This window comes from Streptomyces hawaiiensis (assembly GCF_004803895.1).
Classification (GTDB): domain Bacteria; phylum Actinomycetota; class Actinomycetes; order Streptomycetales; family Streptomycetaceae; genus Streptomyces; species Streptomyces hawaiiensis.
Window position 1 is genome coordinate 274,006 of sequence record NZ_CP021978.1, and the last position, 24,995, is coordinate 299,000.

Here is a 24,995-nt window from a genome sequence, read left to right on the forward strand (position 1 = left end):
CGAGGCGGACGTCATGTGGTCCCGGAGGCCTCACCCTCCGCCGTCCGCCGCCTCGGCGAGGCTGCGGGGCCGCATGTCGGTCCACGCCTGGTCGATGTAGTCGAGGCATGCCTGCCTCGTGTCTTCCGGATGCGCAACGGTCCAGCCGGCGGGCGCTTCGGCGAAGGCGGGCCAGAGCGACTGCTGGCCTTCGTCGTTGACGAGCACCAGGAAGCGGATCTCGTCGTCGTCGAACGGATTGGTCGCATGCGTCATGGCGGTTCTCCTGGCTCGCGTGACCGGGACCGGTCGAACGGTGTTTCGCCGAGCTGAGCGTGCAAGAACGGACAGGCGGGCATGAGCGGGCCTGAGGCGGTACGAGGCTTCGTCGCGCCGCCCCTGAAACGGGGCGGGCGCGCGGTGAGGGCCTGGGATTCGGCCGCCCACACCTCACCGATGTGGAGCGACCGGTTGACACCAGCCCATGGACAGGCGGCGGATCAATCATTCATTTTGCCAGCTCAGCGGTACCTTCGGCCAGGGGCTGCAAGTCGCTGCCACCCGAACGGATGACGGACAGCTGAGCGGGCGCTGTCAGGCCAGTGCCGGCCGGCCTGCCTGAAGTTGCCACAGTGTGGTGTAGGTGCCTCCACGGTTCACCAGCTCCTCATGGGTGCCCTGTTCGGCGACGAGCCCACCCGGCCCCATGACATAGATCTGGTCCGCCTTCTGGACGGTGGACAGCCGGTGGGCGATGACGACCATCGTCCGGTCCGTGCCGAATACCTGGAGGGCCTGTTGGATGATGGCCTCGGTCTCGTTGTCGACGGCGGAGGTGGCCTCGTCGAGGATGATGACCGGTGGGTCGCGCAAGATCGTGCGGGCCAGCGCGATGCGCTGTTTCTGCCCGCCGGACAACGCGGCACCTCGTTCTCCGACCCGGGTCTGGTAGCCGTCGGGCAGGCTGTCGATGAAGGCGTCGGCGCCGGCCGTGCGGGCAGCGGTCACGAGTTGCTCGTCGGTGGCGTCGAAGGTGCCGTAGCGGATGTTCTCCGCGATGGTGGCGTCGAACAGGAACGGTTCCTGGGTGACGTATCCGATCGCGCGGCGCAGGTCGGGCAGGGCGAGGGTGCGCACATCGGCGCCGTCGAGCAGCACCCGGCCCTGGTCGGGGTGGTGGAACCGCATCAGCAGTTTGGCGACGGTGGTCTTCCCGGCACCGCTGGTGCCGACGATGCCCGTGGTCCGTCCTGGCGGAATGGCCAGGGACGTGTCGCTGAGGGCCGGTGGCCGGCCGGGGTAGGCGAAGGTCACGTTCCGCAGTTCGATCTCGCCCTTCACCTGCCGGCCGGGCAGCGGGCGGCCGCCCGAGACCGGTTCGAGGGGGAGGCGGTGCAGCCGCTCCACGCGGTCCAGGGCGGTGACGGTGCGCTGGTACTGGTCGGTGGTGCTGCCCAGCCGGGACAGCTTGAGCATGGCGATGCCGGGCATCTCGATCAGCGGGCCGAAGGCGGCGGTCGACAGGGTGCCCCGCAGCACGGCCGTGCCACCCAGGAGCACGGTGCCGACGAGGGCCGAACCTCCGGCCAGACGCAGGATCTGGGGCGGAACGGCCGCGCTGCGGTCGCTGACGCGGTTGGCCTCGCTGCACTCGCGGTTCAACTCGGTGATGCGCACGATCTCGTGCTGTTCGGTGACGGCGGACTTGATGGTGGTGTGGGCGTGGAGGTTCTCGGTGATACGGCCGTTCAGCCGTGACCGCCGCTCGTCGGATGCGGCATGGCTGGCGACCGCCCGTTCGTGGAAGCGGAAGGACAGCCAGGCCACGAGCGGGACGGGCGCGAAGGCGACCCAGGCGATCTGCGGAGCGAGCAGCAGGAAGGCCGGGATGAGCAGTCCCAGGCTGGTGACCATCTGCACGACGTCGTTCATGTTGGAGGCGACGAACGTGCTGATCTGGCTGATGTCCTCGGACAGGACGGTGTTGACCCTGCTGATGCGCTCGTTCTCCAGGTCGGCGGGCGCCACGCGCTGGACGTGCTCGTAGGTGCGGGTGCGCCAGTCGTCCTCGATGGTCTGCGCCAGCTGACGCCAGGCGACAGTGGCGCCGTAGCCGAAGGCCGCCATGGCGAGGCAGGCCGTTCCCGCGGCGCCCACGAGCAGCCCCAACTGACTGCCGACACCGGCCACTCCGTATCTGGCCAGGGTCGAACTGCCGCCCTTGGCGACCAGCAGCACGATCGAGGGGCTGAGGGCGAACAGCGCCATCTCCCCCAGCTGCGACAGGCCCGACAGCACTGCTGCCAGGGCGAACTTCCGCTTGTGGGGGCCGATGATGCGGCGCAGGGGGTGGCGGCGGGCCGTGGCTTCGTCCGATGACTGCTTCGCCCTGTTAGATCTGCGCCACGCTCCGCGGACGACTCCTGCCGTCGCCGCGGTCGTCACTCCGAGCATGAGCAGGGGTCTGCTGAGCAGTGTCAGGAGGAACGGCCCGCCGACGACGGCCGCTGCGACCGCACCGCCGGCCAAGAGGATGCTCGGCAGCCGGCGTCCGGTGCTCTCGGCGTCCTGTCGGGGCACGGCGGCCGAGGGAGGCGTCTCGGGTCTGTCCTTCCGAGGCGTCGTCGTCAGCAGGGCTGCCAGGGTCCGGGAAACCGCCTGCCGCAGCAACCGGGTGGCCGCACGGGGGCTGACCGTGCGGTCGTGCCGCAGCAGGACCCGGCCGGTGACCGGACTGGCGTGCACCTCCTCGATGCCCGGGGCTTCGAGGAGCGTGGTCTCGGTCAGCCGCGCGGCGGCGGGTCTGCCGCGCAGGAGGTCGATCTCCCAGCGCTGGCGGCCGGGGACGATCGAGCGTGGTCGCATCCTCGCTCGGAGAGGGGCCCGTCGTGTCGTCGGGCGGTCGACCGGAGGGCTTTCGGGCAGGGCCATCAACTATCACCGTTCCCGGCGGCCATGCCACCAACGGCATCAGGGGGTTCCGTTTCACGAACGCGCCCACCACTCGTGCGGGCGTGGCCGGGCCTTCTCCTTTCCATGAAGCCCCAGTAGCCGCACACCGCGGCATCGTCGATCTCGGGGATCTCCACGCCGAGTCGCCGCAGTCGGCGGACCGTCCGGTCGTTGCCGAACTCCACGCTCCGCTGCTTCGCGCTCTGCGCCCTCCTGGCGTGTTCTTCCAGATGGGGCTGGTAGGGCAGGATCGGCAGGTCCTGTCCGCGCTCGGTCGCAGCGCACAGGTGGCGCAACCAGTCGGTGAGCGGAACCTCTTCGGTGTGCGTCCCGTACAGCCGGTCGTAGCCGGCCATGAAGGCGCCGGGTCCGGTCCTGCGCGAGTCGTGAAGGTGATGCACGAAGCCGGTCTTCTCACGGTCGAGAAGCAGCGCTACGACGGCGTTTGCGAGCACATCGACGGGAAGCAGCGTCTCCTCGAGTTCCGGGTCCGCCGGGTAACAGCCGAGGGCGGCGCAACTGGTGAGCAGCCTGGAGAACATGTCGTCCGGATTGACGGCACCGGTCGAGGAATGGGCCCAGATGCGGCCGAGGCGATGGATGCCGCCGCTCGCTCCCCGTTCGATGGCATGCTCCACGAGCCGGTCGGCCACCCATTTGCTCGCCGCGTAGCCCCGCCCGAACGGGTGCCGTTCACCATCGACCGGCAAGTCTTCCGTCACCAGCCGTGGGTCGTGGCCGGAGCGGAACACACCGAGGGTCGAGAGGTAATGGAACGCCTTCGGCCGGCCTTCACCCGCCAGGTGCAGCAGGGTTCTGGTGCCCTCCACATTGGCGGGCTTCAACCGTGCGTACGGTGAGAGGTGATGGACGTACGCGCCGCTGTGGACGATCGTGTCGACCGTCTCGCGCAGCCGCGCCCAGAGTGCCGAGCCGAGGCCGAGGTCCACGGCGGTCAGATCTCCGCGCACGATGCTCAGCCGTGGATCGTCTGCCGTCGCCGTGATGCCGTAGGCCCGCAGGGCCCTGGCTAGCCGCTCGCGTGCCTGGGCGTCGGTACGCGCGCGGACCAGGCAGTGCACCCGGGCCGTCGTCCTGTGCAGGAGTTCGGCCAGGAGGAAGGCTCCGACGAATCCCGTGGCTCCGGTCAGCAGGATCTCTCGGGGGTCACCGACGCGTTCGGGATCGGAGGCGAAGTGCAGGACGGGGCTGAGTTTCGCTTCCGTGCGGGGCACGTATGAGGGCTCGGTGTCCGCGCCGTCCGTACGGAGGTGGAGGGCCAGGCCCGCCGGTGTCGGTGCCTCCAGGAGCGCCGACAGGCTGAAGGGGGCGGCCATGGTCTCGCCGATCCGGCCGGCCAGGCGGGTGGCGAGCAGGGAATGGCCGCCCAGAGCGAAGAAGTCGTCGTCGACGCCGACCGCGGGCAGGCCCAGCACCTCGGCGAACAACTCGCACAGGGCCCGTTCCTCAGGGGTGTCCGGAGCGCGGCCGCCGCCTGCTCCGGCGGAGAAGTCCGGCGCGGGCAGGGCACGGCGGTCGAGTTTTCCGTTCGGGGTCAGCGGCAGGGCGTCGAGCACCATGAACGCGGACGGCACCATGTGTGCGGGCACTCGCTCGCGCAGGAAGGTCCGCAGCTCGGCCGGGTCGAGACCGGCTCCCGCGACGGGTACGGCGTAGGCGGCCAGGCGGGTGTCGCCGCGGTGGTCGTCGCGGGCGATCACGGCGGCCTGGGCGATCTCGGGGTGGGTGGCGAGGAGGGCTTCGAGTTCGCCGGGTTCGATACGGTGGCCGCGGACCTTGACCTGGTCGTCCGCCCTTCCGGCGAAGAGGAGTTGGCCGTCGCCGCGCCGACGGACCAGGTCGCCGGTGCGGTACATCCTGGTCCCTGGCGGGCCGTACGGGTCGGCCACGAACCGCTCGGCCGTCGCACCCGGGCGGCGCAGGTAGCCGCGGGCGAGTCCCGCACCGCCCACGTAGAGCTCTCCGGTCACTCCGGGCGGCACAGGCCGCAGCGCGGTGTCCAGGACGTAGGCCCGGGTGCCGGGGACCGGCCGGCCCAGGACCGGACTCGAAGCGGTGTCCAGCCGCGCCTGGAGCGCGTCCACGGTGCACTCGGTCGGACCGTACATGTTGTGGGCCATCAGCCCGTGCACGGCCCGCAGTTCGGTCCACAGTTGCTCGGGCAGTTCCTCGCCGCCGATCACGGCCACGCTGGGCCGTCGGCGTGCGTCGCTGAACAGGCCGCGGTCGTACAGGATCCGCAGGTACGAGGGCGTGACGTCGACCGTGTCGATCCGGTGCCGCAGCAGCCAGTTCACGAACCGGTCGGCGTCTTTCCAGGTATCGGAGTCGGGTACATGCAGTTCATGACCGGCCGTCAGGGCCGAGAGCTGACCCCATGAGGCGTCGAAGGACACCGAGGCGGTCAGGGCGACCCGCAGCGGACGGCCCGCGAGTCGTTCGGCCGCCGGTCCGAAGACCCGGTCCCGATACTGTGCGGCGAGGTTGGCCACGCTCGCGTGACGGGCGACGACCCCCTTCGGTGTGCCGGTGGATCCCGAGGTGTAGATGACGTAGGCCGGTTGTTCAGGTGACATCCTTGTCATCGGGTCGCTGTCGGGCAGCCCCCTCAGCGCCTCCTCGGTCTCCGGGGTGGACAGCAGCAGAGCCGGAATCCCCGGGCCTACGGTGGTGGTCGTGTCCCTGAGCAGCAACGCGGGCTGTGCGTCCTCGACCATGGCCGCGAGGCGCTGGGCCGGGTATTCCGGGTCGAGAGGCAGATAGGTGGCTCCCGCCTTGAGGACGGCGAGCAGGGCCACCACGAGGTCGTGCGAGCGTGGCAGGGCGACCGCGACCACGTCCTCGGGGCCGATCCCCCGGGCGGCCAGTGCGTGCGCGAGCCGGTTCGCCCGGGCGTTCAGCTCCGTGTACGTCAAGGTCGTGCCGTCCGAGACGACGGCGACCGCGTCGGGCGTGGCGCGTACCCGGGCCTGGAAGAGCTCAGGAATGGTGCCCGCTGCAGCAGCGGGTTGGTCGTGGTCGCCGCAGAGGTGACGGCGTTCGCTGTCGGACAGGACGTCGATGTGGCTGAGCGGCCGGTCCGCGTCTTGTACGACCGCGTTCAGCAGCCGCACCCAGCGCGCGGCCAGATCCTCGACCGTGCGCGGGTCGAACAGGTCCGTGGCGTAGTCGAAGGTCGCGTTCAGACCGAGGCATTCGCCCTGTGCGGAGCGATTCTCGTAGACGCCGATGTCCAGGTCGAACTTGGCGGTCTCGGTCGGCACCGTGATCCTGGCGGTCGTCAGGCCCGGCAACCCCAACACCGCGCCCTCGTCGGCGTCGAGGGAGAGCGCAACCTGGAACAGCGGGTGGCGGGCGGGTGACCGCGTGGGGTTCAGGGCCTCCACCACCTGCTCGAACGGCGCGTCCTGGTGCGCGTAGGCGGCCAGCGCGGCGGCCCGGACACGTTCCAGGAGCCGGGAGAATGTGGGATCGCCCGAGGTGTCGGTGCGCAACACCAGTGTGTTGACGAAGAAGCCCACCAGGTCGTCCAGGGCCTGGTCACCGCGCCCGGCGATCACGGTGCCCACCGGGACGTCGGTGCCCGCGCCCAGCTTCGTCAGGAGCGCGGCCAGCCCCGCGTGCAGCACCATGAAGAGGCTCGTCCCCGACCGGCGGGCCAGTTCGGTCAGCGCCGTGTGCAGCTCCGGGTCGATCCGCAGACCGACCCGGGCTCCGCTGTGGGAGGCGAGGGCCGGACGGGGGCGGTCGTAGGGCAGCGTGAGCTCTTCGGGCAGGTCCGCCAACCTGACGGCCCAGTAGTCCAGTTGGCTGGCGAGCGGTCCGTCGGCCTGGCTCAGGAGCCGGCGCTGCCACAGGGTGTAGTCGGTGTACCGTACCGGCAGCGGGTCCCAGTCCGGCTCCTCGCCGCGGCTCCGGGCGGTGTAGGCCGTGGCCAGGTCGCGGGCCAGCGGGGCCAGGGACCAGCCGTCGGCGGCGATGTGGTGCACGGCGATCACCAGGACGTGCTCGGCGGGCCCCAGCGCGAACAACTCGGCACGCAACGGCGGCTCGATCGCCAGGTCGAACGGGTAGCGGACGGCGTCCAGCAGCCGCGCGTGCAGTGCCTCCTCGTCGTCCACGTCGGTGACGGGCAGCGGGGGGCGCACCACGGTGGCGTCGAGAATCCGCTGGAAGGGCTCGCCGTCGACGTCCGGATAGAGCGTGCGCAGACTCTCGTGCCGGCCCACCACATCGCCCAGGGCCTGTTCCAGCGCTCTGCGGTCGAGTGCGCCGGACAGTCGCTGCACGAGGGGGATGTTGTAGGTGGCGCCGGGTCCTTCGACCCGGTGCAGGTACCACAGCCGTTGTTGCGCGAAGGACAAGGGAGTGCGGTCCGGGCGTTCCTGGACGTTCAGGGCCGGGCGGGCGCCGTGGGCGCTGTCCAGGCGCGCCGCCAGCTCGGCGACCGTGGGTGCCTCGAACAGCGCACTCAGGTTGAGGTCCACGCCGAGCACGGCGCGGATCCTGGCGACCAGGCGGATCGCCAGCAGTGAATGCCCGCCCGCGTCGAAGAAGTTCACGTCCGGGCCGACACGCGAACGGTTCAGGACGTCCGCGAACAGTTCGCACAGCAATTGTTCGCGTGGGGTGCGGGCTGCCCGCGCGGCGGATGCCTCGGGCTCCTCCTCGAGCGGATCCGGCAGGGCTTCTCGGTCCAGCTTTCCGTTCGGCGTGAGCGGCAGCTCTTCCAGCTTCACGAACACCGCGGGCACCATGTGTCCGGGCAGGCTCTCACGCAGCAGCTCGCGCAGCAGCTGTGGTCGCGTACTCTGCTCGTCCCCTACGACGTGGGCGACGAGCCTGACATCACCCTGCTCTCGGCCCGGCCGGGCGAGCACCGCGGCGTGCGTCACTCCGGGGCATGCGGTCAGCGCGGCCTCGATCTCTCCCGGTTCGATACGGAAACCGCGCACTTTGACCTGGTGGTCGGCGCGGCCGATGTACTCCAGCTGACCGTCGGGCCGCCACCGCACCACGTCCCCCGTCCGGTACATCCGTGTTCCCGGGGGCCCGTACGGGTCGGCCACGAAACGGGAGGCCGTGAGCGCCGGCCGGCGCAGATAGCCGCGTGCCAGCGACAGGCCGGCGATATAGAGCTCCCCGGCGGCTCCCGACGGCACTGGTTGCAGCGTGCCGTTCAGCACGTAGAGGCGGCTGCCGGCGGTCGGGTGCCCGATCGGGGGTGCCGAGGCCGAGGGCACCAGCGGTGTGCTCAGGGTCGCCATGACGGTGGCTTCCGTCGGCCCGTAGGCGTTCAGCATGCGCCGGCCCGGCGCCCAGCGCGCCACCAGCCCCTGCGGACAGGCCTCGCCTGCTACCTGCACGGTCGGAGCACATACGTCCGTCTCGGACATGGCCGCCAACACCGATGGAGGCACGACCACATGGGTGAGGCGGGTGCCGCCGGTCAGGGCGGACACCGGGTCGGTGGCGGGAGCGACCACGAGTGCGGCCCCGTTCAGCAGGGTGGCGAACATCTCCAGCGCTGAGGCGTCGAAGCTGGGCGAGGCGAACTGCAACACCCTGCTGTCGGAGGTGATCTCCGCTCCTTCCCCCTGGAATTTCGCCATTGAGGCGATGCCCGTGTGCGTCACCACCACGCCCTTGGGCCGCCCGGTGGAGCCGGAGGTGTAGATCACGTAGGCCGGATGCCGCGGGTCCACAGCGATGGCCGGATCGGCGTCGGGTTGTCCCTGCGACAACTCGGCCACGGCTCGCCGGTCGTCGATCACCAGGGCCGGGCGGGCGTCGCTCAGCATGTAGTCCCTGCGCGCCGCCGGATACTCGGGGTCCACCGGCAGGTAGGCGGCGCCGGCCTTGAGTACGGCGAGCACGGCCACGACCAGGTCTGTCGAACGAGGCAGGGCGAGCGCGACGACGTCCTCCGCCCCGATGCCGCGAGCGATCAGTGCGTGCGCGAGCCTGTTCGCCCGCGCGTTCAACTCCCCGTATGTCAAGCAGGTGCCGTCGCCCACCAGCGCGGTCGCGGCCGGGGTGCGGTGCACCTGCTCCTCGAACAGTGTCGGGAAGGGCACGGGAGGGCTGCCTGCCGCTGTGGCGTCGCCCTGGTCGAAGAGGGAGCGTCGCTCGTCGGCCGACAGCACGTCGAGCATGCCGACCGGCAGCTCGGGGTCCAGGTCGCACATGTCGGCCAGCAGGCGCAGCAGGCGCTGCTGGGTGTCGATCAGGTCCGCTTCGCCGTACGTCCCGGGGGCCGCGTGCAGTCTCATGTGCGGGCCGGAGCCGTCCCGGCGATCCCACACCATGATCAGGAGGTCGGCACCGAGCGGGAAGGAGAGGTTGTGCGCGATGCACTTGTGGCCCGCGAAGGAGAGGTTGTAGTCGAACCCGATGAGGTTGACCACGGGCGAGAACACACTGCCGGGTCCACGGGACAGGCTGAGGTCGCGGTGCAGGTCCTCGGCGCGGTAGCGCTGGTGTGCCAGCGCTTCGCGCATCCGCTCGTCGACCTGGGCCAGCAGTTCCCTCAGCGGCATGTCGGGCCGCATCGTCAGGCGTACGGGCACACTGTTGGCCAGCATCCCCGGCGTCGCACGGGAGGCCTCGTCCACCCGACCGGCCACGGTCAGTCCGACGACCACATCCCGAGCGCCCGTCAGGCGATGGGTGTGCAGCGCCACTGCGGCGAAGACGAAACGGAAGCGGGAGACGTCGGCACGGGAGGCCGCCTCCTTCAGCTCCCGAGGACGCGGAAGGGGAAGCAACTCCGTTCGCGGAACGGGCCCGTCCGTGGGGCCGACGGAAGCCGACGGCGCGCGTGTACGGGTCCATCCGGCCAGTTCACCCGCCCAGTACTCCCGGTCCGCGGCACGGTCCTGGGAGTCCCGGTAGTCCACGTCGGCCTTGACCAGCGCCGACAACGGGCCGAAGGGGCCGGGGGCGGGCTCCTCCCCCTGGACGAAGGCCGTGTACACCTCGGCGACCCGGTGGGCCACGAGTGCGTAGCCGAAGGCGTCCACGGCCGCATGGTGGTACGTGTGGTACCACCAGAACCGCTCCGGCGTGATTTTGAACAGCGCGTAGCTGAACAACGGGCCGGAAGACAGGTCCATGGGCCGGGCCATGTCGGCCGAGATCCACGCGTGTGCGGCCGCCTCCGGATCGGGCTCGTCGCAGACGTCGACGAACGACAGCGACCAGGGCAGCTCGCTCTCCACGATCTGCACGGGTCCGTCGTCACCGGGCAGCAGACGCACCCGTAACGCGTCCGTCTCGGCCACGACGTGGCGCAGCGCCGCCTCGAACCGGTCCGGATCAACAGGTCCGCTGATCTCCAGGTACTCGCCGAGGCGCAGTGCCGGACTCATGTGCGGGGAATGTTGTTCGGCGAGCCAGACCTCGCGCTGTCCCGCGGTCACCGGGAGGATCTCGACCGACGCTTTGGTGGTGTGGTCCGGATTCTGTACTTCGTCATCGACTTGCTGGGCGTGAAGCTGACGACGGGACAACAAGAAACCTCCTGTGGTGCCGGTGCCCCCTGAGCACGACCGGCCTTCGTCGGATCCCTCATCGTGACAGTCGGCAGGGAGTTCTCCGCGTCCGCAGTAATAGAGCCACTCGAAGGAATGACCCTGAACCGGCGTGCCCTGTGGAGGCTCCTTGATCGGGGTGATGTAAGGGGCGCGGGAAGGGACTTCTTTTTGCGCCGTCTCACTACCAATGCACTTCACTCACTCGGCTGATTACGCGTCGCTGTCCGCATGGGCTGCCACGCGTTTGGGAACGCGCCCAACTGCGAGGGATCGGCAGCATGTGAAGATTCCCTCATCGGGCGTCGCACTCGTTATGGGTTACCGCGGAGCTCGCGGAGTCTCGGGAATTTTGGGATTTCCTGGATCCGGCCGATGAAGGGACAGCTATGGGCGGCATCGCTCCGAGGGAGCTCATCTTGATGAGGCTCGTTGAAAGCGGCCACGCCCTGATCGGGAATTACCCCACACCTGCTCGCATGCACTGGCGTCACGAGGTCTTCGCCGCCGACCCGAAACGGGCCGGAGCCGCTGCTCCAGGTCAGCGGGGAGTGAGGAGGCAGAACTCGTTGCCTTCCGGGTCGGCCAGGACCGTCCAGGAGATTGCGCTCTGGTCGATACCAGGGTCGGTGGCGCCCAAGGCGCGCAGTCGGGCTTCTTCTGCTTCCAGGTCGTCACCGGGGTAGGGGGAGACGTCGAGGTGGACGCGGTTCCACCCGCTCTTGGTGTCGGGGGTGCGGAGGAACTCCAGGTAGGGGCCGACACCTTGGGCGGATCGCATGGACGCGTGGTCGTCGGTGACCTCGTGCAGTGTCCAGTCCATCGCCCGGCCCCAGAACCGGGCCATCCCGCGTGGGTCGGTGCAGTCGACCACCACCGCGGCGATCGGCCCGGTGTCCTGGTAGATCGGGCGGGGCTCCAGGACGCAGAACTCGTTGCCCTCCGGGTCGGCCATGACCGTCCAGGGGACCTCGCCCTGACCCACGTCGGCGAGGGTCGCACCGAGATCCCTCAAGCGCGCGACCACCTCCGCCTGATGGGCGGTCGAGGTGGTGGCCAGATCGAGGTGCACCCGGTTCTTCACCGTTTTGGGTTCTGGGCGGGCGACGATGTCGATGCAGACGGCCACGGGGTCGGGGTAGGCGAAACTCACGGGTTCGAGGTTGGTAACGCCGGGTCCCTCGCTGTCGACGCCCCAACCGAGTGCCTCCGCCCAGAACCGGCCGAGCACGGAGTCGTCGTGGGCCTTCATATTGATCTGCACGAGTCTTGTTGCCACGCCGCAGATCCTAGAAGCTCCAGTCCGCCGTCCAGGAACCACTACTGGCTCACGTGGTCGGTGCTCCCTGTCCGCTCAAGAGGGCTGGGCTGGGCCGGGAGGCGGGGGACGGAGCCGTAGCGGCGGGTGCGGCGGGCGTGCTGCTCGATCGCGTGCCACAGGTCACGGCGGTCCACCGCGGGCCAGGGAGTGTCGAGGAACAGCAGCTCGGCGTACGTGGCCTGCCAGGGAAGGAAGTTGGAGGTGCGCTGGTCGCCGCCGGTGCGCAGCAGCAGGTCGACGTCGGGCAGTTCGGGGACGTGCAGGTATCGGCCGAAGGCGTGCTCGGAGAGCGAGCCGGGGTCGACCCTTCCGGCTACCGCCTCCTTGGCGAGTTTCGCCGCGGCTGTCGTGATCTCGGCGCGGCCCCCGTAGTTGACGCACATGGTCACGGTGAGTCCGGTGTGGTCGTGGGTGGTCCGTTCGGCCTCGACGAGTGTCTCGATGACGTCGGCCGGCAGGCGGGAGCGTTCTCCGGCCCAGCGCACGCGGACGTTCAGTGGCTCGGCGTCGTCCGTCAGCCGACGCAGGTGCTGAGGGATTTCGTACATCAGGGCGTGCAGTTCTCCGGCGGGACGCTTCCAGTTCTCGGTGGAGAACGCATACACCGTGAGGTACTCCAGGCCGATCTCCAGGGCGCCGTGCACGACGTCGATCAGTGCGTCGGCGCCCGCCCGGTGGCCGTCGGTACGGGGCAGGCCACGGGCCGTGGCCCAGCGGCCGTTGCCGTCCATGACGATCGCGACGTGGCGGGGCATGGCCTCGGCGGGCAGTTGGGGTGGGCGGGCTCCGGATGGGTGGGGTGTCGGAGGGACGACCGGGCGCCGCCGGACAGCGAGTGCGCGCACTTCTTCGGCCAGTCCGTGCCGTTCGGTTCTGTCTGCCGCGACGGGTTGTGGCTGCGGGCAGGGCTGAATGGGGAAGGGGAAAAGGCCCCAGGCCAGCGTGGCTTTGGCCCGGGCGGGCAGCAGCAGGCGCAACCGGGCGCTTCGGGGCAGGGTGGGGCGGCGGTGCAGCAGCGCGGCGGGGGCGTCGGCGGCGGCCTTCAGGCGAAGCCGGTACAGGTCGGTGTAGACGCCGAGCGCAACACCGACGGCCGGGTGCAGCACCGGCGGCAGTGGGGTGCGGTCCAGCCATGTGCGGGCCCGGTCGGCCAGGCGGCGCGTCAGTTCCTCGAACTCGGAGGTGGCACGCCGGGCCAGCAGGTCCGCCCGGTCCACGCCGGCCTCGTCCAGGGCTTCCTGCGGCAGCGGTACGTGGCCGCGGGTCAGATCGTCGGAGAGGTCGACGAGGGCGTCGGTGAGATAGAGACCGTCGACGGCGGTCTGCCACGCCGCTGCCGCTTCGGGCACCCCTGCGGCGATCCTCTCCGGCTCTGCGGACAGGCCGGCGGCACGTAGCAGCAGTGAGCCCGCGCGCAGCCAGAACGGGATGTTGACGAGGCTGTTGTAGCGCCGCCACTCCTGCCAGGTGGCGAACTGCCGCCCGTGGACGTCCTGGCGCAGCTCCTCGAACACCGTGTGCAGGAACCCCGGTGGCAGGTTCCAGGTGCGCATGGTGTGGATCAGCGCCTGCCGTACCGGATCGGTGCTGCGGCCGTCGCGCAGGTCCGCGTCGAACGCCGCGATCCATGCCTCCAGCCGGCCGGCCCGCTCCCGATCCGTCTCGCCGGATTCTGCCCCGCTGCCGACCGCGTCGGCCGCGTCGGCCAGGTCGTCCACGGCCCGTACGGCGCCGTACAGGGCCCAGGTGGCGGTACGCAGCGGCGGTGGCAGCAACTGCGAGACGGCGTACTCGATCTCACCCGTCGCGCGGGTGGAGCGGCGGCACGCCTCGTAGCCGCGACGCAGGGCCGCGTCGTGGATGCCGCTCTGCTGATAGACACGGGCCGAGAGCACGGCGGGATACCTCAACTTCACGTTTCCTCTTGTGGAGCCGCAGGCGACTGCTGGGGGACCCAGGCCAGGGCCAGGGCACTGCCGATGGCGGTGAGCAGGAAGCCCAGCAGCAGGCCGCCGAGGTTGGCGGCGACCAGACTGACCAGGGACAGTACGGCGGCCAGGACGCCGGAGAAGTAGCGCAGGGCCGGGTTGCGCCAGGTCGTCACACCGGCGACGACGAACAGGGAACCCAGGGCCCACGAGGCGGCGCCCGCGGTGCCGGTGAACCGCAGAAAGCCCAGTCCGACCCAGGAGACGCAGATCAACTCCAGCCCGCCGAGCCCCAGCAGCAGGCCCGCCGCGAACGGGCGGCTCCGTCGCCATCCTCGCCAGCCGGACCGCCGACCCGGCCCGATCGCCTCACTCACCGGGCCGCTCCCCCTCGCAGCCGCCTGCACCCCGGTGCAGCTCGATGGTGACACCCCGGGACGTGATCGTCCCGGCGGTGAAGGCGTGCGGCTGCGTGGTCACCATGCTGCCGCTGACCTTCTGCGCGCCGACGGTGAACAGGCCGGTGGGCCGCTGAAGGGAGCCCTGCGGGGTGCTGAACTTCGCGCCGGAGAGCTGCACCGACCGGGCCGTGGCCTTGCCCGCCTCCACCGTCAGGCCGGAGGCGGAAGCCCGCTCGATCCGTACGACGGCCGTCACGGCACCGACGACCGGAAGGTGGGCGGTGGAGGTGACGCAGGCGTCCTGGATGGTGGCCTGCTCCATACGCGTGGCCAGCGCCGGCAGCAGTCCGCCACGGCCCGAGGCGGACGGAGAGGCGGACACACCCGATGCGGACACCCGCGCGGCATGCACCGTGACCGGAACCTCCCCCGCGAACGCCATGGAGACGGCCCCCGCTGCGCTCCCGGCCAACAGAACGCAAGCACCGCCGAGCAGAGGAGTCAGCACCAGAGCGAACCGCCGGCGGCTTGTCCGCCCGACGCCTGTCACGGGAAGGTCTTTGTCGATCACGACCGGCCCAACGACCGGCCCGGACCGAAGTACCGCCAAACCCACCATCGGCTGATACGACCCGCAGCAGGTTGCCACCCCGGCCTCTCCTGGTGACGTTCACCCACCGGCCTCGTTGCGGATGCGTGCGTGAGCACAAGCGTGGTGTGGGCAGCGGCAGTTGCCCGTTGCCCAGGCCACGGTCGTCGACCTGATGCAGGCGTCGCAGGGCAGTATCGACCAAGCCCGCGGCGGCCCGAAGAAGTCCGCCGGGCGGAAGCCGAAGCAGTCGGACCCGGCGCGCAAGACGGCACGGAAGCCTGCCACGAGGGCGGCGAAGAAGACCGCCGCCCGCAAGGTGCCGCCGAAGGACGGGCCGTGCATCGGCAGACTCCCGCAACCAGCGCGGTGCGGGCAAGAGGGAGTTGCGGCAGTTGAGCAAGGCGGAGCTGTACCAGCGGGCCACTGAACACGACGTTCCCGGTCGACCGAAGATGAGCCACGAGGAGCTCGTCGACGCTCTCGCCCGCGCCGGGCGCCGCCGTAAGAAGAGCGCCGCCTGACCCCGCGCCCTTGCCGTGGCGCGGTCCGAGCCGATGCGGGCGTCGCCCGTGCTCGAGCACCTTCTGCGGCCGGGCCGGGCCGCAGAGCCGATGTGGGATCTTGGTGCTCTCGCCATGCCGCATGCGAGGCCACGCTCTGGCAGACCAAGGCCAGTGTGGACCGAGGCCGGCTACGCCGACCAACTTCTCGCAGGAGACAAGGCGAAGGGCGCGACAATACCGACGGGCATCTTGGCGGATCGGTGATTGAACCACTCGTCCGGCATCTGACCTCGGGGCGCATGTAGGACCACGGAAGGCTGGCAGCCCGTAGATGCCTCCACCCGCCGGTCGACAAGCTCGTCAACCCCTGGGCTTGAGTTTCAACACCGCCGTGAACGGTGGGAGATGCCGGAGCCCGACTCGCGCGTGAGTCGGGCGAGGTAGGCGTCCAAAGGCTGGACACCTCCTGGGAGGGCTTCCCGGAGATCCCACCAGCGGATGGCAGCGATCTCCTCGTTGGCGCGGAAGCCCCGGACATCGGTGATGCAGCCTGCGAACAATGCCGCGTACTCGACTCGCCGGTCGGGCGCCAGTACGAGGCGTGCGTAGCCGATGAACTGTAACGGCCCGCTGGGCTCCTGGCCGCTCTCCTCCAGCAACTCGCGTGTGGCTGCCTGCCGAAGAGATTCGCCTTCCTCAATGCGCCCGCCGGGCAGTTCCCAGCGCTGACGGAATCGATCGAAGACCATGAGGACCCGGTCGGCGTGCCAGACGGCGACAAGCGCCGCGGGCAGTGGCGCATCACACGGTGGCGTTCCTTCTGCCCCGCGGGCGAAGGCGGCCACAGCATTGCCTCGATCGTCGACTACGAGCGAGGGGACCGTGGAGTCAGACACCTCGTTATGCTTCCCAGTCCATTGCCCGGAAACTCCGAGTCGACCACGGCGGTAAGACACCGCGACGCGGGTGGCCCCCGCTTGTGCTGATGCCGGTAACTCACGCCCGGCCCCGGTATGCGGGGTTCGCCCAGGGCGCGGGTCGGACAGCGGCCGGCCGCCGCGAGACTGTCCGAGCTCCGCGGACCAGGCACACCCTCGACGACTGGTCAGGATTCGGGAGCGCGCCCGCGCCCGTACCTCTCATCTCGTCGGCGGCGGGGCGCTGCCACGTGTCTTCGCGGCAGCGGTGAACGCACGCACAGCGCCGGCTCACACCGAGAGCGTGCCGGTCCACTCGGCGACGGAGAGGACGTCCGCCTGCCTCGGGAACACCTTCTCGGTGAGGACGCGGTGCACCTCGGGGTCGGGGTCCAGGCACCCGTCCGACAGGACGGTGAGTCCGAAGTCCAGGTCGGCCGCCTGGCGCAGGGTGGAGAGCACGACTCCGCTGGTGGCGATGCCGGTGAGGACCAGGGTGTCGATCTCGCCCGCCCTGAGCACCATCTCGAGGTCGCTGCCCGCGAACGCGCTCACCCGTCGTTTGGTGACCACGATGTCGCCCCTACGGGGGGCGACGTCGGGATGGATCTCGTTGCCCGGGTCGTCGGCGGTGAACGCGCCGGACCGTGCGGCGGCGCCGAAGGTCTTGTTGCGGGCACTGATCTCCGGATGGCCCGGGCGGAAGCCGACGACGACGTAGATCAGGGGCAGGTCTGCCGCCCGGGCGGCGCCGACGGCGTCGCGCAGGCGTGCCAGGTACCCGCTGCCGTCGTCGAAGCGGTCCACGATGGACCGCTGGACGTCCATCACGAGCAGGGCGCTGTGGGCCATGTTCGATGTCCTTTCGTGAGGTGGACCCGTTGAATCGGAGTGCGGGTCCGGTGTGTGGGGCGGACGGTCACCGGGTCGGCCGGTGGGGCGGTGCGGGGTGGCCGTCCGCGGGAGAGTCCGTGCGGCCGGGTCCGGCCGTCGCGGTCGGTCCGGCTTTTGGGGCGGGCCGGTCGGTGGGCTCGTGGCGGCCACGCAGGGCCGAGGCGAGCGCGGAGACGAGGGCCATGCCCGCGGCGACGGTGAAGACGATGGTCAGCCCGTGGTGGAAGGGGCCGGAAACCAGCTCGGGGAAGAACGTGTGGCCGGTCAGGGTGTCGCGCTGGGCTGCGGTCAGCTGCCCCAATGTGCCGCCGGAGCCCAGCAGTTGGCCGATGGGGTTGTGGCCGAGGAACGTCGCGAACAGTGTGCTCACCGGTGGCAGCGAAGCGGCCTGGTGGGCCGTGGCGGCCGGCACGCCGTGGGCCTGGAGGCCGCTGCTGAGCGTCGACGGCAGCGACGAGGCCAGGCCGGAGACCATCAGCGAGAAGAACACGCCGATGGACAGGGCCGTACCCGAGTTCTGGAACGTCGAGCGCATCCCCGAGGCCACGCCCCGGTACTCGGCCGGCACGCTTCCCATGATCGACGAGGTGTTGGGCGAGGAGAACATGCCCTGGCCCAGGCCGTTGAGCAGCAGCAGGGCTGCGAACAGTCCGTAGTCGAAGTTCACGGGCAGCGCCAGCAGACCGACGAAGGAGCCGGCGACCAGGAGCAGGCCCGTCGTGGAGAACAGGCGGGCGCCGAACCGGTCGGACAGGTAGCCGGAGAGGGGGCCGGCGATCAGGAAACCCACGGTCAGCGGCACCATGAAGATGCCGGCCCACAGCGGGGTGTCCTCGAAGTCGTAGCCGTGCAGGGGGAGCCAGATGCCCTGCAGCCAGATGATGAGCATGAACTGGAGGCCACCGCGGGCGATCGCGGTCAGCAGGGCGGCCAGGTTCCCCATGGCGAAGGCCCGCACCTTGAACAGGGACAGCTGGAACATCGGTTCGGCGAGGCGGCTCTCGACCAGGCAGAACAGTGTCAGGAGCAGGGCACCGCCGAACAGGCCGGTGAGCACCCAGGGGTTGCCCCAGCCGGTGGCGCTGCCGCCGTAGGGCTGGATGCCGTAGGTGATGCCCGCGAGCAGGATGCCGGCGCCGGCAGCGAAGGTGACGTTGCCGAACCAGTCGATGCGGCCGCGTTTTCCGGCGGACGTCTCGCGCAGACTCAGGTACGACCAGACCGTGCCGGTCACGCTGACGGGCACGCTCACCCAGAACACCGCACGCCAGTCGACCGCGGCGAGCAGGCCGCCCGCGAGCAGCCCGAGGAACTGGCCGGCGAGCGCGGTGATCTGGTTGATGCCGAGTGCCATCCCGCGCTGGCGGGCCGGGAAGGCGTCGGTGAGGATGGCCGCCGAGTTGGCGGTGAGCATGGAACCGCCGAACGCCTGCACGATGCGCCACACGATCAGCCACAGGGCGCCGGCGCCGGCCCGGAACGGGTCGAGTGACAAGGCGACGGACGCGCAGGCGAAGATCAGGAATCCGAGGTTGTAGATCCTGACCCGGCCGAACATGTCGCCGAGCCGGCCCAGGACGACGACCAGCACCGCCGACACCAGCAGGTAGCCCAGGATCATCCACAGCAGGTAGCCGATGTTGCCGGGGGCAAGCGGGTCGAGTCCGATCCCGCGGAAGATGGCCGGCAGCGAGATGATCACGATGGACGCGTCCATCGTCGCGATCAGCACGCCCAGCGTGGTGTTGGACAGGGCGACCCACTTGTATCCCGGGTCCGGGGGCGTGTTCCGGCGATGCGCCAGGCGGGCGAGCGGGCCGCCGCCTGTTGATCCCCCGGGCGCGGGCCGGCGAGGGGCTTCGGATGCGTGCGCGTTCAACGGGTCACTCCGTGCACTGGGTGAGTTCCAGGTCGACGGTCGAGGCGTCGGCGCGGTCGAGTACGACGGTGGAGGAGACCGGCGGGTAGCCGGCGGCGACGAGCGTGTAGGCGCCGGGGGCGAGGCCGGTGAGCGTGTAGACGCCGTCGTCCGTGGTGACGGCCGTGGCGACGGGGATGCCGTCGGTGTCGAGCAGGGTGATGCGGGCATCCGCGACGGGCCGACCCGTGGGGCCGTGTCGGACGGTTCCGGCGAGCGCACCGGCGGCGCACAGCGTCACGTCGTGCCTCGTGGCATCGCTCGGGCCGACCTCGACCGGTATGGCCGCCGGGCGGTGCCCGTACGCGCTCACCTGAAGGGTGAAGTGGCCGGGGAGCAGGCCGAGGAGGGCGTAGCCGCCGTCCGAACCGGTCGTCGCGGTGGAGACGATGTCGCCGGGGAGGTCGATGACCACGACGGTCGCCTCGGTCACCGGTATACCGCTCGCGTCCCGCACGGTGCCGTGCAGGCCCGTGGCGCGCGACAGCGTCACGGTGCAGGGGGACGGCTGGTCGGCGACGGCGAGTTCGACGGCCCGCGGTCGGTGGCCCTCTGCCGCCACGACCAGTGTGTAGGTGCCTGGGCGCGGCCGGGGCAGGACGCAGCCGCCGTCCTCACCGGTGCGGCCTCGGGCCGTCTGGTGACCGCGACGGTCGATGAGGGTGAGCGTGGCGGCGGCGATGGGGTTTGCGGCGGGGTTCTCCACCCGGCAGACGACGGTGGGGGTGCTCGCGTCGCCGGTCGCGGCGGCGCTCGCCGGGGGCGACGGGGAGGCGGCAGTGGCGAGCGACGAGGAGGCGGCTTCGACGACCGTGGCGACCGACGAGGAGGCAGCTGTTGCGGGCGACGCCGCCTCGGCGACTGTGGCAGGCGACGGGGAGGCGGCCTCGGTGGCCGTGGCAGGCGACGGGGAGACCGCCTCGGTGGCCGTGGCGGATGCCGCCCCGGCACGCCCGCGGATCAGTGAGGCGGCCGCGGCGGCCAGGGACATCACGATCGCCAGGGAGAAGACGATGACCAGGCCGTCGTGGAAGGGCGACGAGATGAGGTGCGGGAAGAACTCCCGGCCGGTGAGCTTCGCGGCGTTGGCCGCCGGCAGCTGGCCGAGGATGCTGTGACCGAGCAGGTTCTGGATGGGGTTGTAGCCCAGGAAGGCGGCGAACAGGACGCCCACCGGAGGGAGTTGGGCGACGGCATGCACGGCGTGCGCCGGCACCCCCTGTGCGGTCAGGCCGGAGCTGAGCGTCTGCGGCAGGGAACCGGAGAGCCCGGCCACCATGAGCGAGAAGAAGACGCCCATGGACAGCACCATGCCGGCGTTCTGGAACGTGGCGCGCATGCCCGAGGCGGCGCCGCGGGCCTCGGGCGGCACGCTCGACATGATGATGGACGTGTTGGGGGCGGCGAACAGGCCGCCGCCGAGGCCGTTGAGGAAGATCAGCAGCGCGAAGATCCCGTAGCCGAAGTCGGTGGGCAGGGCGAGCAGTCCGGCGAACGAGGCGGCCATCACCACGAACCCGGCGGCGGCGAACAACCGCGCACCGTACCGGTCGGACAGGTATCCCGAGACGGGGCCGGCGACCAGGAAGCCGATGGTCAGCGGAAGCATGTAGATCCCGGCCCACAGCGGGGTGTCGGCGTAGTCGTAGCCGTGCAGCGGCAGCCAGATGCCCTGCAGCCAGATGATGAGCATGAACTGCAGCCCGCCGCGGGCGATGGCCCCCAGCAGAGCGGCCGCGTTGCCGCCCGCGAAGGCGGTGTTCCGGAACAGGCTCAGCGGGAACATCGGTTCGGCGACCTTCGCCTCGATCACGCAGAAGAGGGCGAGTACGACCGCGCCGCCGATCAGCCCTGCCAGCACCCAGGGGTTCGTCCAGCCCATGGTGTGGCCGCCGTAGGGCTGGATTCCGTAGGTGATGCCCGCGAGCAGCGCGGTCAGTCCGGCGGCGAAGGTGATGTTGCCCCACCAGTCCATTCGCCCGGGCGTGCGCACACCGGTCTCGTGCAGTGACTTGTACGCCCACACCGTCCCGATCAGGCCGATCGGCACGTTGACCCAGAAGACCGAGCGCCAGTTCCACGTCACCAGTGCCCCGCCCAGCACCAGGCCGAGGAACGAACCGGCGATGCCCGCGACCATGTTGACGCCCAGGGCCATGCCCCGCTGCCGGGCCGGGAAGGCGTCGGTGAGGATGGCCGCGGAGTTGGCCATCAGCATGGCGCCGCCGACGGCCTGCACGATTCGCCAGCCGATCAGCCACAGCGCCCCGCTCCCTCCGTGGAAGGGGTCGAGGGAGAGGACGACCGACGTCAGGGTGAAGATCAGGAAGCCGGAATTGTAGATGCGGACCCGGCCCCACATGTCGCCGAGCCGGCCGAGGGCGACCACCAGCACGGCGGTGACGAGCATGTAGCCCATCAGCATCCAGAGCAGATAGCTGACGTTGGACGGCTGCAGCGGATCGAGCCGGATGCCGGTGAAGATTCCCGGCAGGGAGATCAGCACGATCGAGCTGTTGATGGTCGCGAGCAGTATGCCGAGTGTGGTGTTGGTCAGTGCCACCCACTTGTATCGGGGGTGGTCGACGCCGATCCATGCGCTGCGTCCGCGTTGCCGGGCGGCGCTTGTGCCGGCCGTGCCGTGGGTCGATTCCTCAGTGGCCATGGGGCTGCTCTCTCTGATGCCTTCCGTGAGGGCCCGCGGGCTCCCACCGACTTCGAATCCGCGACGGACGGCTGGTGACGTCCCGGGGCGGACATGGGGCGGACGGAGCGCGGGCGTCGAACGCCGGTGGACGTCCGTCCGCTCCGGGCGGCACGGAGACTCGACGGCTCGTGGCGGCGGCCGGCCTCCCGGTCAGGCGATGTCGTCCGGATGGCCGCCCGGGCCTGCTGACTCGTCGACGATCCGCCGCACGAGTGGCAGGGCGATCCGCAGCGCCGAGCCCAGGTCTCGCCGCTCCTCCTCCGAGAGCGCGGCCAGCCGGCGGACCAGCCTCGCGTTCCTCTCCCTTCTGCGCTCCGCCAGCACCTCACGCCCCGCGTCCGTGATGGCGACCAGCGTCACCCGCCCGTCGCCGGGGTCGCTGACCCGTGCGGCCAGTCCTTGGTTCTCCAGCCGCTGTACGAGCTGGGTCATCGACGGCTGAGCGACTCCTTCCGCCACCGCCAGCGCGGTCAGCCGGGTCGGCCCTTCCCGCTCCAGCCGACCCAGCGTGGAGGCGGTCGTGAAACTCATGCCGCGACGGTCCACCAGGCTCCGCGCCACGGCGCCCGCGACGTCGGCCAACGCTCCGGCGATCTCTTCCGGTTCCATCTCGTCCACCCCTCGATTCATATCACGTGCCTATATAGGTTCCCTATTAAAATCGGGTAAGACCGTCGCCGGCTCCCCGGTGAACGGTCACCGGACCTGTGGACAGGAGTCACGCTCTTCGTGCGGACTCGGTCCGTTCGAGAAGCGGACGCAAGCGCTTCGGGCCGGTCCATGTCGACCGACCGGACGCGGATCTGCGGGGCGAGGCTGTCGCGTCCCGTGCCCACGCCGCCCCACCGTCGGGCGCGTACTCGTCGTTGGAGGTGCGCAGGGTCGTGAGCCCTGACAACCAACGATCTTTCCCATGGTCGTAAATTGGTGGACGGCTCCCCGCCACGCCCGGCAAAGTGGCCGCCCGTGACGAGCAGTGAGCTATGGACCTCCGCGACCGCCGACCGCTACGACGCCGAGGAGAACGAGATGTCCTCGGCCGCTGTTCTCGGACCGACTCTCTCCTTCCTCGCCGAACTCGCCGGAGACGGCCGGGCACTGGAGTTCGCCATCGGAACCGGACGAGTGGGCGTCCCGCTCCGGGAACGTGGCGTGCCCGTTGTGGGAATCGAACTGTCCAAGCACATGGCAGCGGTCCTGCGGCGCAAGATCGACGAGGACATGCTCCCGGTCGTCGTCGGAGACATGGCCACGACCGTCATCCCCGGCGAGTTCACCCTGGTCTATCTCGTCTACAACACGATCACGAACCTGCTCACGCAGGACGAGCAGGTCGAGTGCTTCCGCAACGCCGCACGTCACCTGACGCCGGGCGGCCGATTCGTCATCGAGGTGGGCGTGCCGCCGCTGCGTTTCCTGCCGCCCGGGCAGGTCGCTGTGCCGTTCGACGTCTCCGAACGGCATATAGGGTTCGACACCTTCGACCTGGTGGAGCAGATCCTCGTCTCGCACCACCTCACCCGCGACGGCGACGACGGCCGCTACCGCCGCGGCAACTCCCGCCACCGGTACGCATGGCCGGCGGAGCTCGACCTGATGGCACGGATCGCGGGGCTCGAACTGGAACGGCGCGTCGCGGACTGGAACGGAGCGCCCTTCACCCAGGACTCCGCGAAGCACATCTCCGTGTGGCGCAAGCCGGCCTGAGGCTGCCCCTCCTGGTCCCGCCCATCGGCCAGGCCGGGCGCGGTGAAAAGAGCGACGGCGGTGGAGGCTTCCCGAGTCGTAGGTGCGTATCCACCTGGTTTCGCTCGACATAGTGCAGAGAAAGCTCCTGCAGGCAGCGGGCATGTCTTGGGCGGGTGAACCACCGGAACGAAACCCAGCGGGCAGGGGCCCGGTGGGCGCACCATGGTGCCCGAAGGCCACCTGCCTGTGGCTATTTACGCGTCGGAGTCGAGCTCAGCGAGGCACCGCATCTTCGGAGGCGGGCAGCGGTTCTGCGGTCTTCGGGGCCAGAGCGCGGATGGAGGGGGTGGCGACCATGACGAGGGTGGCGAGGAGGATGAGCGCGGCGGCCGCGTAGAGGGTGGCATGGAGGCCGAGGAGGAGTACGGCGGGTCCGGCGGTGAACTGGGCGAGCGGGAGCGCGAGGTACGAGCCGAGGTCGTCGTAGGCGTAGACGCGGGCAAGGCGGTCCTCGGGGATCTGCTCGTTGAGGGTCGCGTACCAGGCGACGCCGGCCTGCTCCACGCCCACGCCCGCCACGAAGTTGGCCACGACCAGCACCCAGGTGTACGGGGCGAGCGCGAGCAGCAGCGGGGTCATCGCCGTCAGGCCCACCAGCGCGCAGCCGACCAGGATCGCGCGCCGGGGCCGCCACCTCAGCGACAGTACGCCGCCGGCGACCGTGCCGAGCGAGGACGCGGCGACGGCCATGCCCCAGCCGGTTCGGCCGATCCCGGTGGTGTCGGCGACGGCCGGGCCGAGGACGGTGAACGTGGCGGTGATTCCGGCGTTGAGGAAGCAGAAGGCCACCACGATCACCCACACCCAGCTGCGGGAGGTGAACTCCCGCCAGCCCACGCGCAGTTCCTGCACCAGGCCGGGGCTGGGCCCGGGCGGCGCGACCCGAACGCGGACCAGCGCGAAGGACGCGGCGGCGAGCGCGAAGCTGAGCGCGTCGACGGCCAGGCCCCAGCCGGGGCCGACCGCGGCGACCAGTACGCCGCCCAGCGAGGCGCCCACGATCATCGCGCTGCTGCCCGCGATCCGGGAGAGCGCGAGGGCGGCGCGACGAGACTCGGCCGGCACGGTCTGGGGCAGCAGCGCTTGGGCGGCGGGCTGGTAGCAGGAACTCGACGCCCCGTTGACCGCGGCGAGCACCATGAGCAGGGGGATGGCGACGCTGTGGGTGAGGACCAGGGCGGCGATCACCGCCTGACTCGCGGCGCTGACCGCACTGCTGCCGACCAGCAGCGGACCGCGCGGCAGCCGGTCTGCCAACACCCCGCCGTACAGCAGGAAGAGGATGCTGGTGAGGGAGTGGGCGCCGACCACCAACCCGAGCGAGCCGACCGAGCCGGTGGCGTCGAGCACGGCGAAGGCCAGGGCGATCGGCGCCACTCCGTTGCCGAGCAGGTTGGCCGTCGTACCGATGAAGAGGTGACGGAACGGGCGGTGGCGCAGAGGCGCCAGGACGGCAGACATGCGCCTGATCGTCAGGACTGGGCGGCGCGCCCGTCAACGGGTTTTAGGGCGGCACGGCACCGGGCCAGGGGGCGGCTGCCCACTCCTTGGCAGCCTGGCCGACACCCTGGTCCACGCCAG

Annotated in this window: 16 protein-coding genes; 3 read left to right on the plus strand and 13 right to left on the minus strand. The window is 70.5% G+C overall.

Annotated elements, in window-relative coordinates; all coding sequences use genetic code 11:
- Nucleotides 1–30: 30 nt before the first annotated feature.
- The 3 genes from CEB94_RS01365 to CEB94_RS01375 all read right to left on the minus strand — a co-directional run bounded on the left by CEB94_RS01365 (nt 31) and on the right by CEB94_RS01375 (nt 10,322).
- Nucleotides 31–255 carry an MbtH family protein gene (locus tag CEB94_RS01365; RefSeq protein WP_175430390.1) on the minus strand — a complete coding sequence of 75 codons (225 nt, stop codon included), beginning with the start codon at nt 253–255 and terminating at the stop codon, nt 31–33.
- A 318-nt stretch (nt 256–573) separates the two neighbouring features.
- Complete coding sequence (locus CEB94_RS01370; protein WP_175430391.1) at nt 574–2,910, minus strand: ABC transporter ATP-binding protein/permease; 2,337 nt, start codon at nt 2,908–2,910, stop codon at nt 574–576.
- Nucleotides 2,910–10,322, minus strand: coding sequence for a non-ribosomal peptide synthetase (locus CEB94_RS01375; RefSeq protein WP_246111670.1), 7,413 nt, complete (start codon nt 10,320–10,322; stop codon nt 2,910–2,912). The genes CEB94_RS01370 and CEB94_RS01375 overlap by 1 nt, the downstream gene beginning before the upstream one ends.
- Nucleotides 10,323–10,331: 9 nt before the next feature.
- On the opposite strand from CEB94_RS01375, the gene CEB94_RS01380 reads away from it, so the two are divergent.
- Nucleotides 10,332–10,496 (plus strand): hypothetical protein, encoded by a 165-nt coding sequence (locus tag CEB94_RS01380; protein WP_175430190.1) that lies wholly within the window; start codon nt 10,332–10,334, stop codon nt 10,494–10,496.
- A 529-nt stretch (nt 10,497–11,025) separates the two neighbouring features.
- Here the strand turns inward: CEB94_RS01380 and CEB94_RS01385 are convergent.
- Genes CEB94_RS01385 through CEB94_RS01400 form a run of 4 tightly spaced genes read right to left on the minus strand, consistent with a single transcriptional unit; the run spans nt 11,026 to nt 14,576 of the window.
- Nucleotides 11,026–11,763: a VOC family protein gene (locus CEB94_RS01385; protein WP_175430392.1), complete on the minus strand. Its 738-nt coding sequence runs from the start codon at nt 11,761–11,763 to the stop codon at nt 11,026–11,028.
- A gap of 41 nt (nt 11,764–11,804) precedes the next feature.
- Nucleotides 11,805–13,721: a polyprenyl diphosphate synthase gene (gene uppS / locus CEB94_RS01390; RefSeq protein WP_175430393.1), complete on the minus strand. Its 1,917-nt coding sequence runs from the start codon at nt 13,719–13,721 to the stop codon at nt 11,805–11,807.
- Nucleotides 13,718–14,110 (minus strand): DUF6114 domain-containing protein, encoded by a 393-nt coding sequence (locus CEB94_RS01395; RefSeq protein WP_175430394.1) that lies wholly within the window; start codon nt 14,108–14,110, stop codon nt 13,718–13,720. Before CEB94_RS01395 ends, uppS begins: the two co-directional genes overlap by 4 nt.
- A complete protein-coding gene (locus CEB94_RS01400; RefSeq protein WP_175430395.1) occupies nt 14,103–14,576 on the minus strand; it encodes a DUF6230 family protein in 474 nt (157 codons plus the stop codon). Before CEB94_RS01400 ends, CEB94_RS01395 begins: the two co-directional genes overlap by 8 nt.
- 542 nt (nt 14,577–15,118) lie before the next feature.
- On the opposite strand from CEB94_RS01400, the gene CEB94_RS41625 reads away from it, so the two are divergent.
- Nucleotides 15,119–15,247: a hypothetical protein gene (locus tag CEB94_RS41625; protein ID WP_281292489.1), complete on the plus strand. Its 129-nt coding sequence runs from the start codon at nt 15,119–15,121 to the stop codon at nt 15,245–15,247.
- Nucleotides 15,248–15,609: 362 nt separating this feature from the next.
- Here CEB94_RS41625 and CEB94_RS01405 read toward each other — a convergent pair whose 3' ends face one another.
- The 5 genes from CEB94_RS01405 to CEB94_RS01425 form a co-directional block, all read right to left on the minus strand.
- On the minus strand, nt 15,610–16,125 hold the full coding sequence (locus tag CEB94_RS01405; RefSeq protein WP_246111671.1) for an NUDIX hydrolase: 516 nt from the start codon (nt 16,123–16,125) through the stop codon (nt 15,610–15,612).
- A gap of 312 nt (nt 16,126–16,437) precedes the next feature.
- Nucleotides 16,438–16,998: a cysteine hydrolase family protein gene (locus CEB94_RS01410; protein ID WP_175430396.1), complete on the minus strand. Its 561-nt coding sequence runs from the start codon at nt 16,996–16,998 to the stop codon at nt 16,438–16,440.
- Between the two features lie 67 nt (nt 16,999–17,065).
- Nucleotides 17,066–18,757, minus strand: coding sequence for an MFS transporter (locus CEB94_RS01415; protein WP_246112113.1), 1,692 nt, complete (start codon nt 18,755–18,757; stop codon nt 17,066–17,068).
- A 166-nt stretch (nt 18,758–18,923) separates the two neighbouring features.
- Nucleotides 18,924–21,623, minus strand: a complete 2,700-nt coding sequence (locus CEB94_RS42110) for an MFS transporter (RefSeq protein WP_175430398.1) — start codon at nt 21,621–21,623, stop codon at nt 18,924–18,926.
- Between the two features lie 192 nt (nt 21,624–21,815).
- Entirely contained in the window at nt 21,816–22,274 is a 459-nt protein-coding gene (locus tag CEB94_RS01425; RefSeq protein WP_175430399.1) for a MarR family winged helix-turn-helix transcriptional regulator, read from the minus strand.
- A 357-nt stretch (nt 22,275–22,631) separates the two neighbouring features.
- Between CEB94_RS01425 and CEB94_RS01430 the strand changes: the two genes are divergently transcribed.
- A complete protein-coding gene (locus CEB94_RS01430) occupies nt 22,632–23,372 on the plus strand; it encodes a class I SAM-dependent DNA methyltransferase (RefSeq protein WP_175430400.1) in 741 nt (246 codons plus the stop codon).
- A gap of 255 nt (nt 23,373–23,627) precedes the next feature.
- On the opposite strand, the gene CEB94_RS01435 is transcribed toward CEB94_RS01430, so the two are convergent.
- A complete protein-coding gene (locus CEB94_RS01435) occupies nt 23,628–24,875 on the minus strand; it encodes an MFS transporter (RefSeq protein ID WP_175430401.1) in 1,248 nt (415 codons plus the stop codon).
- Nucleotides 24,876–24,995 lie beyond the last annotated feature (120 nt).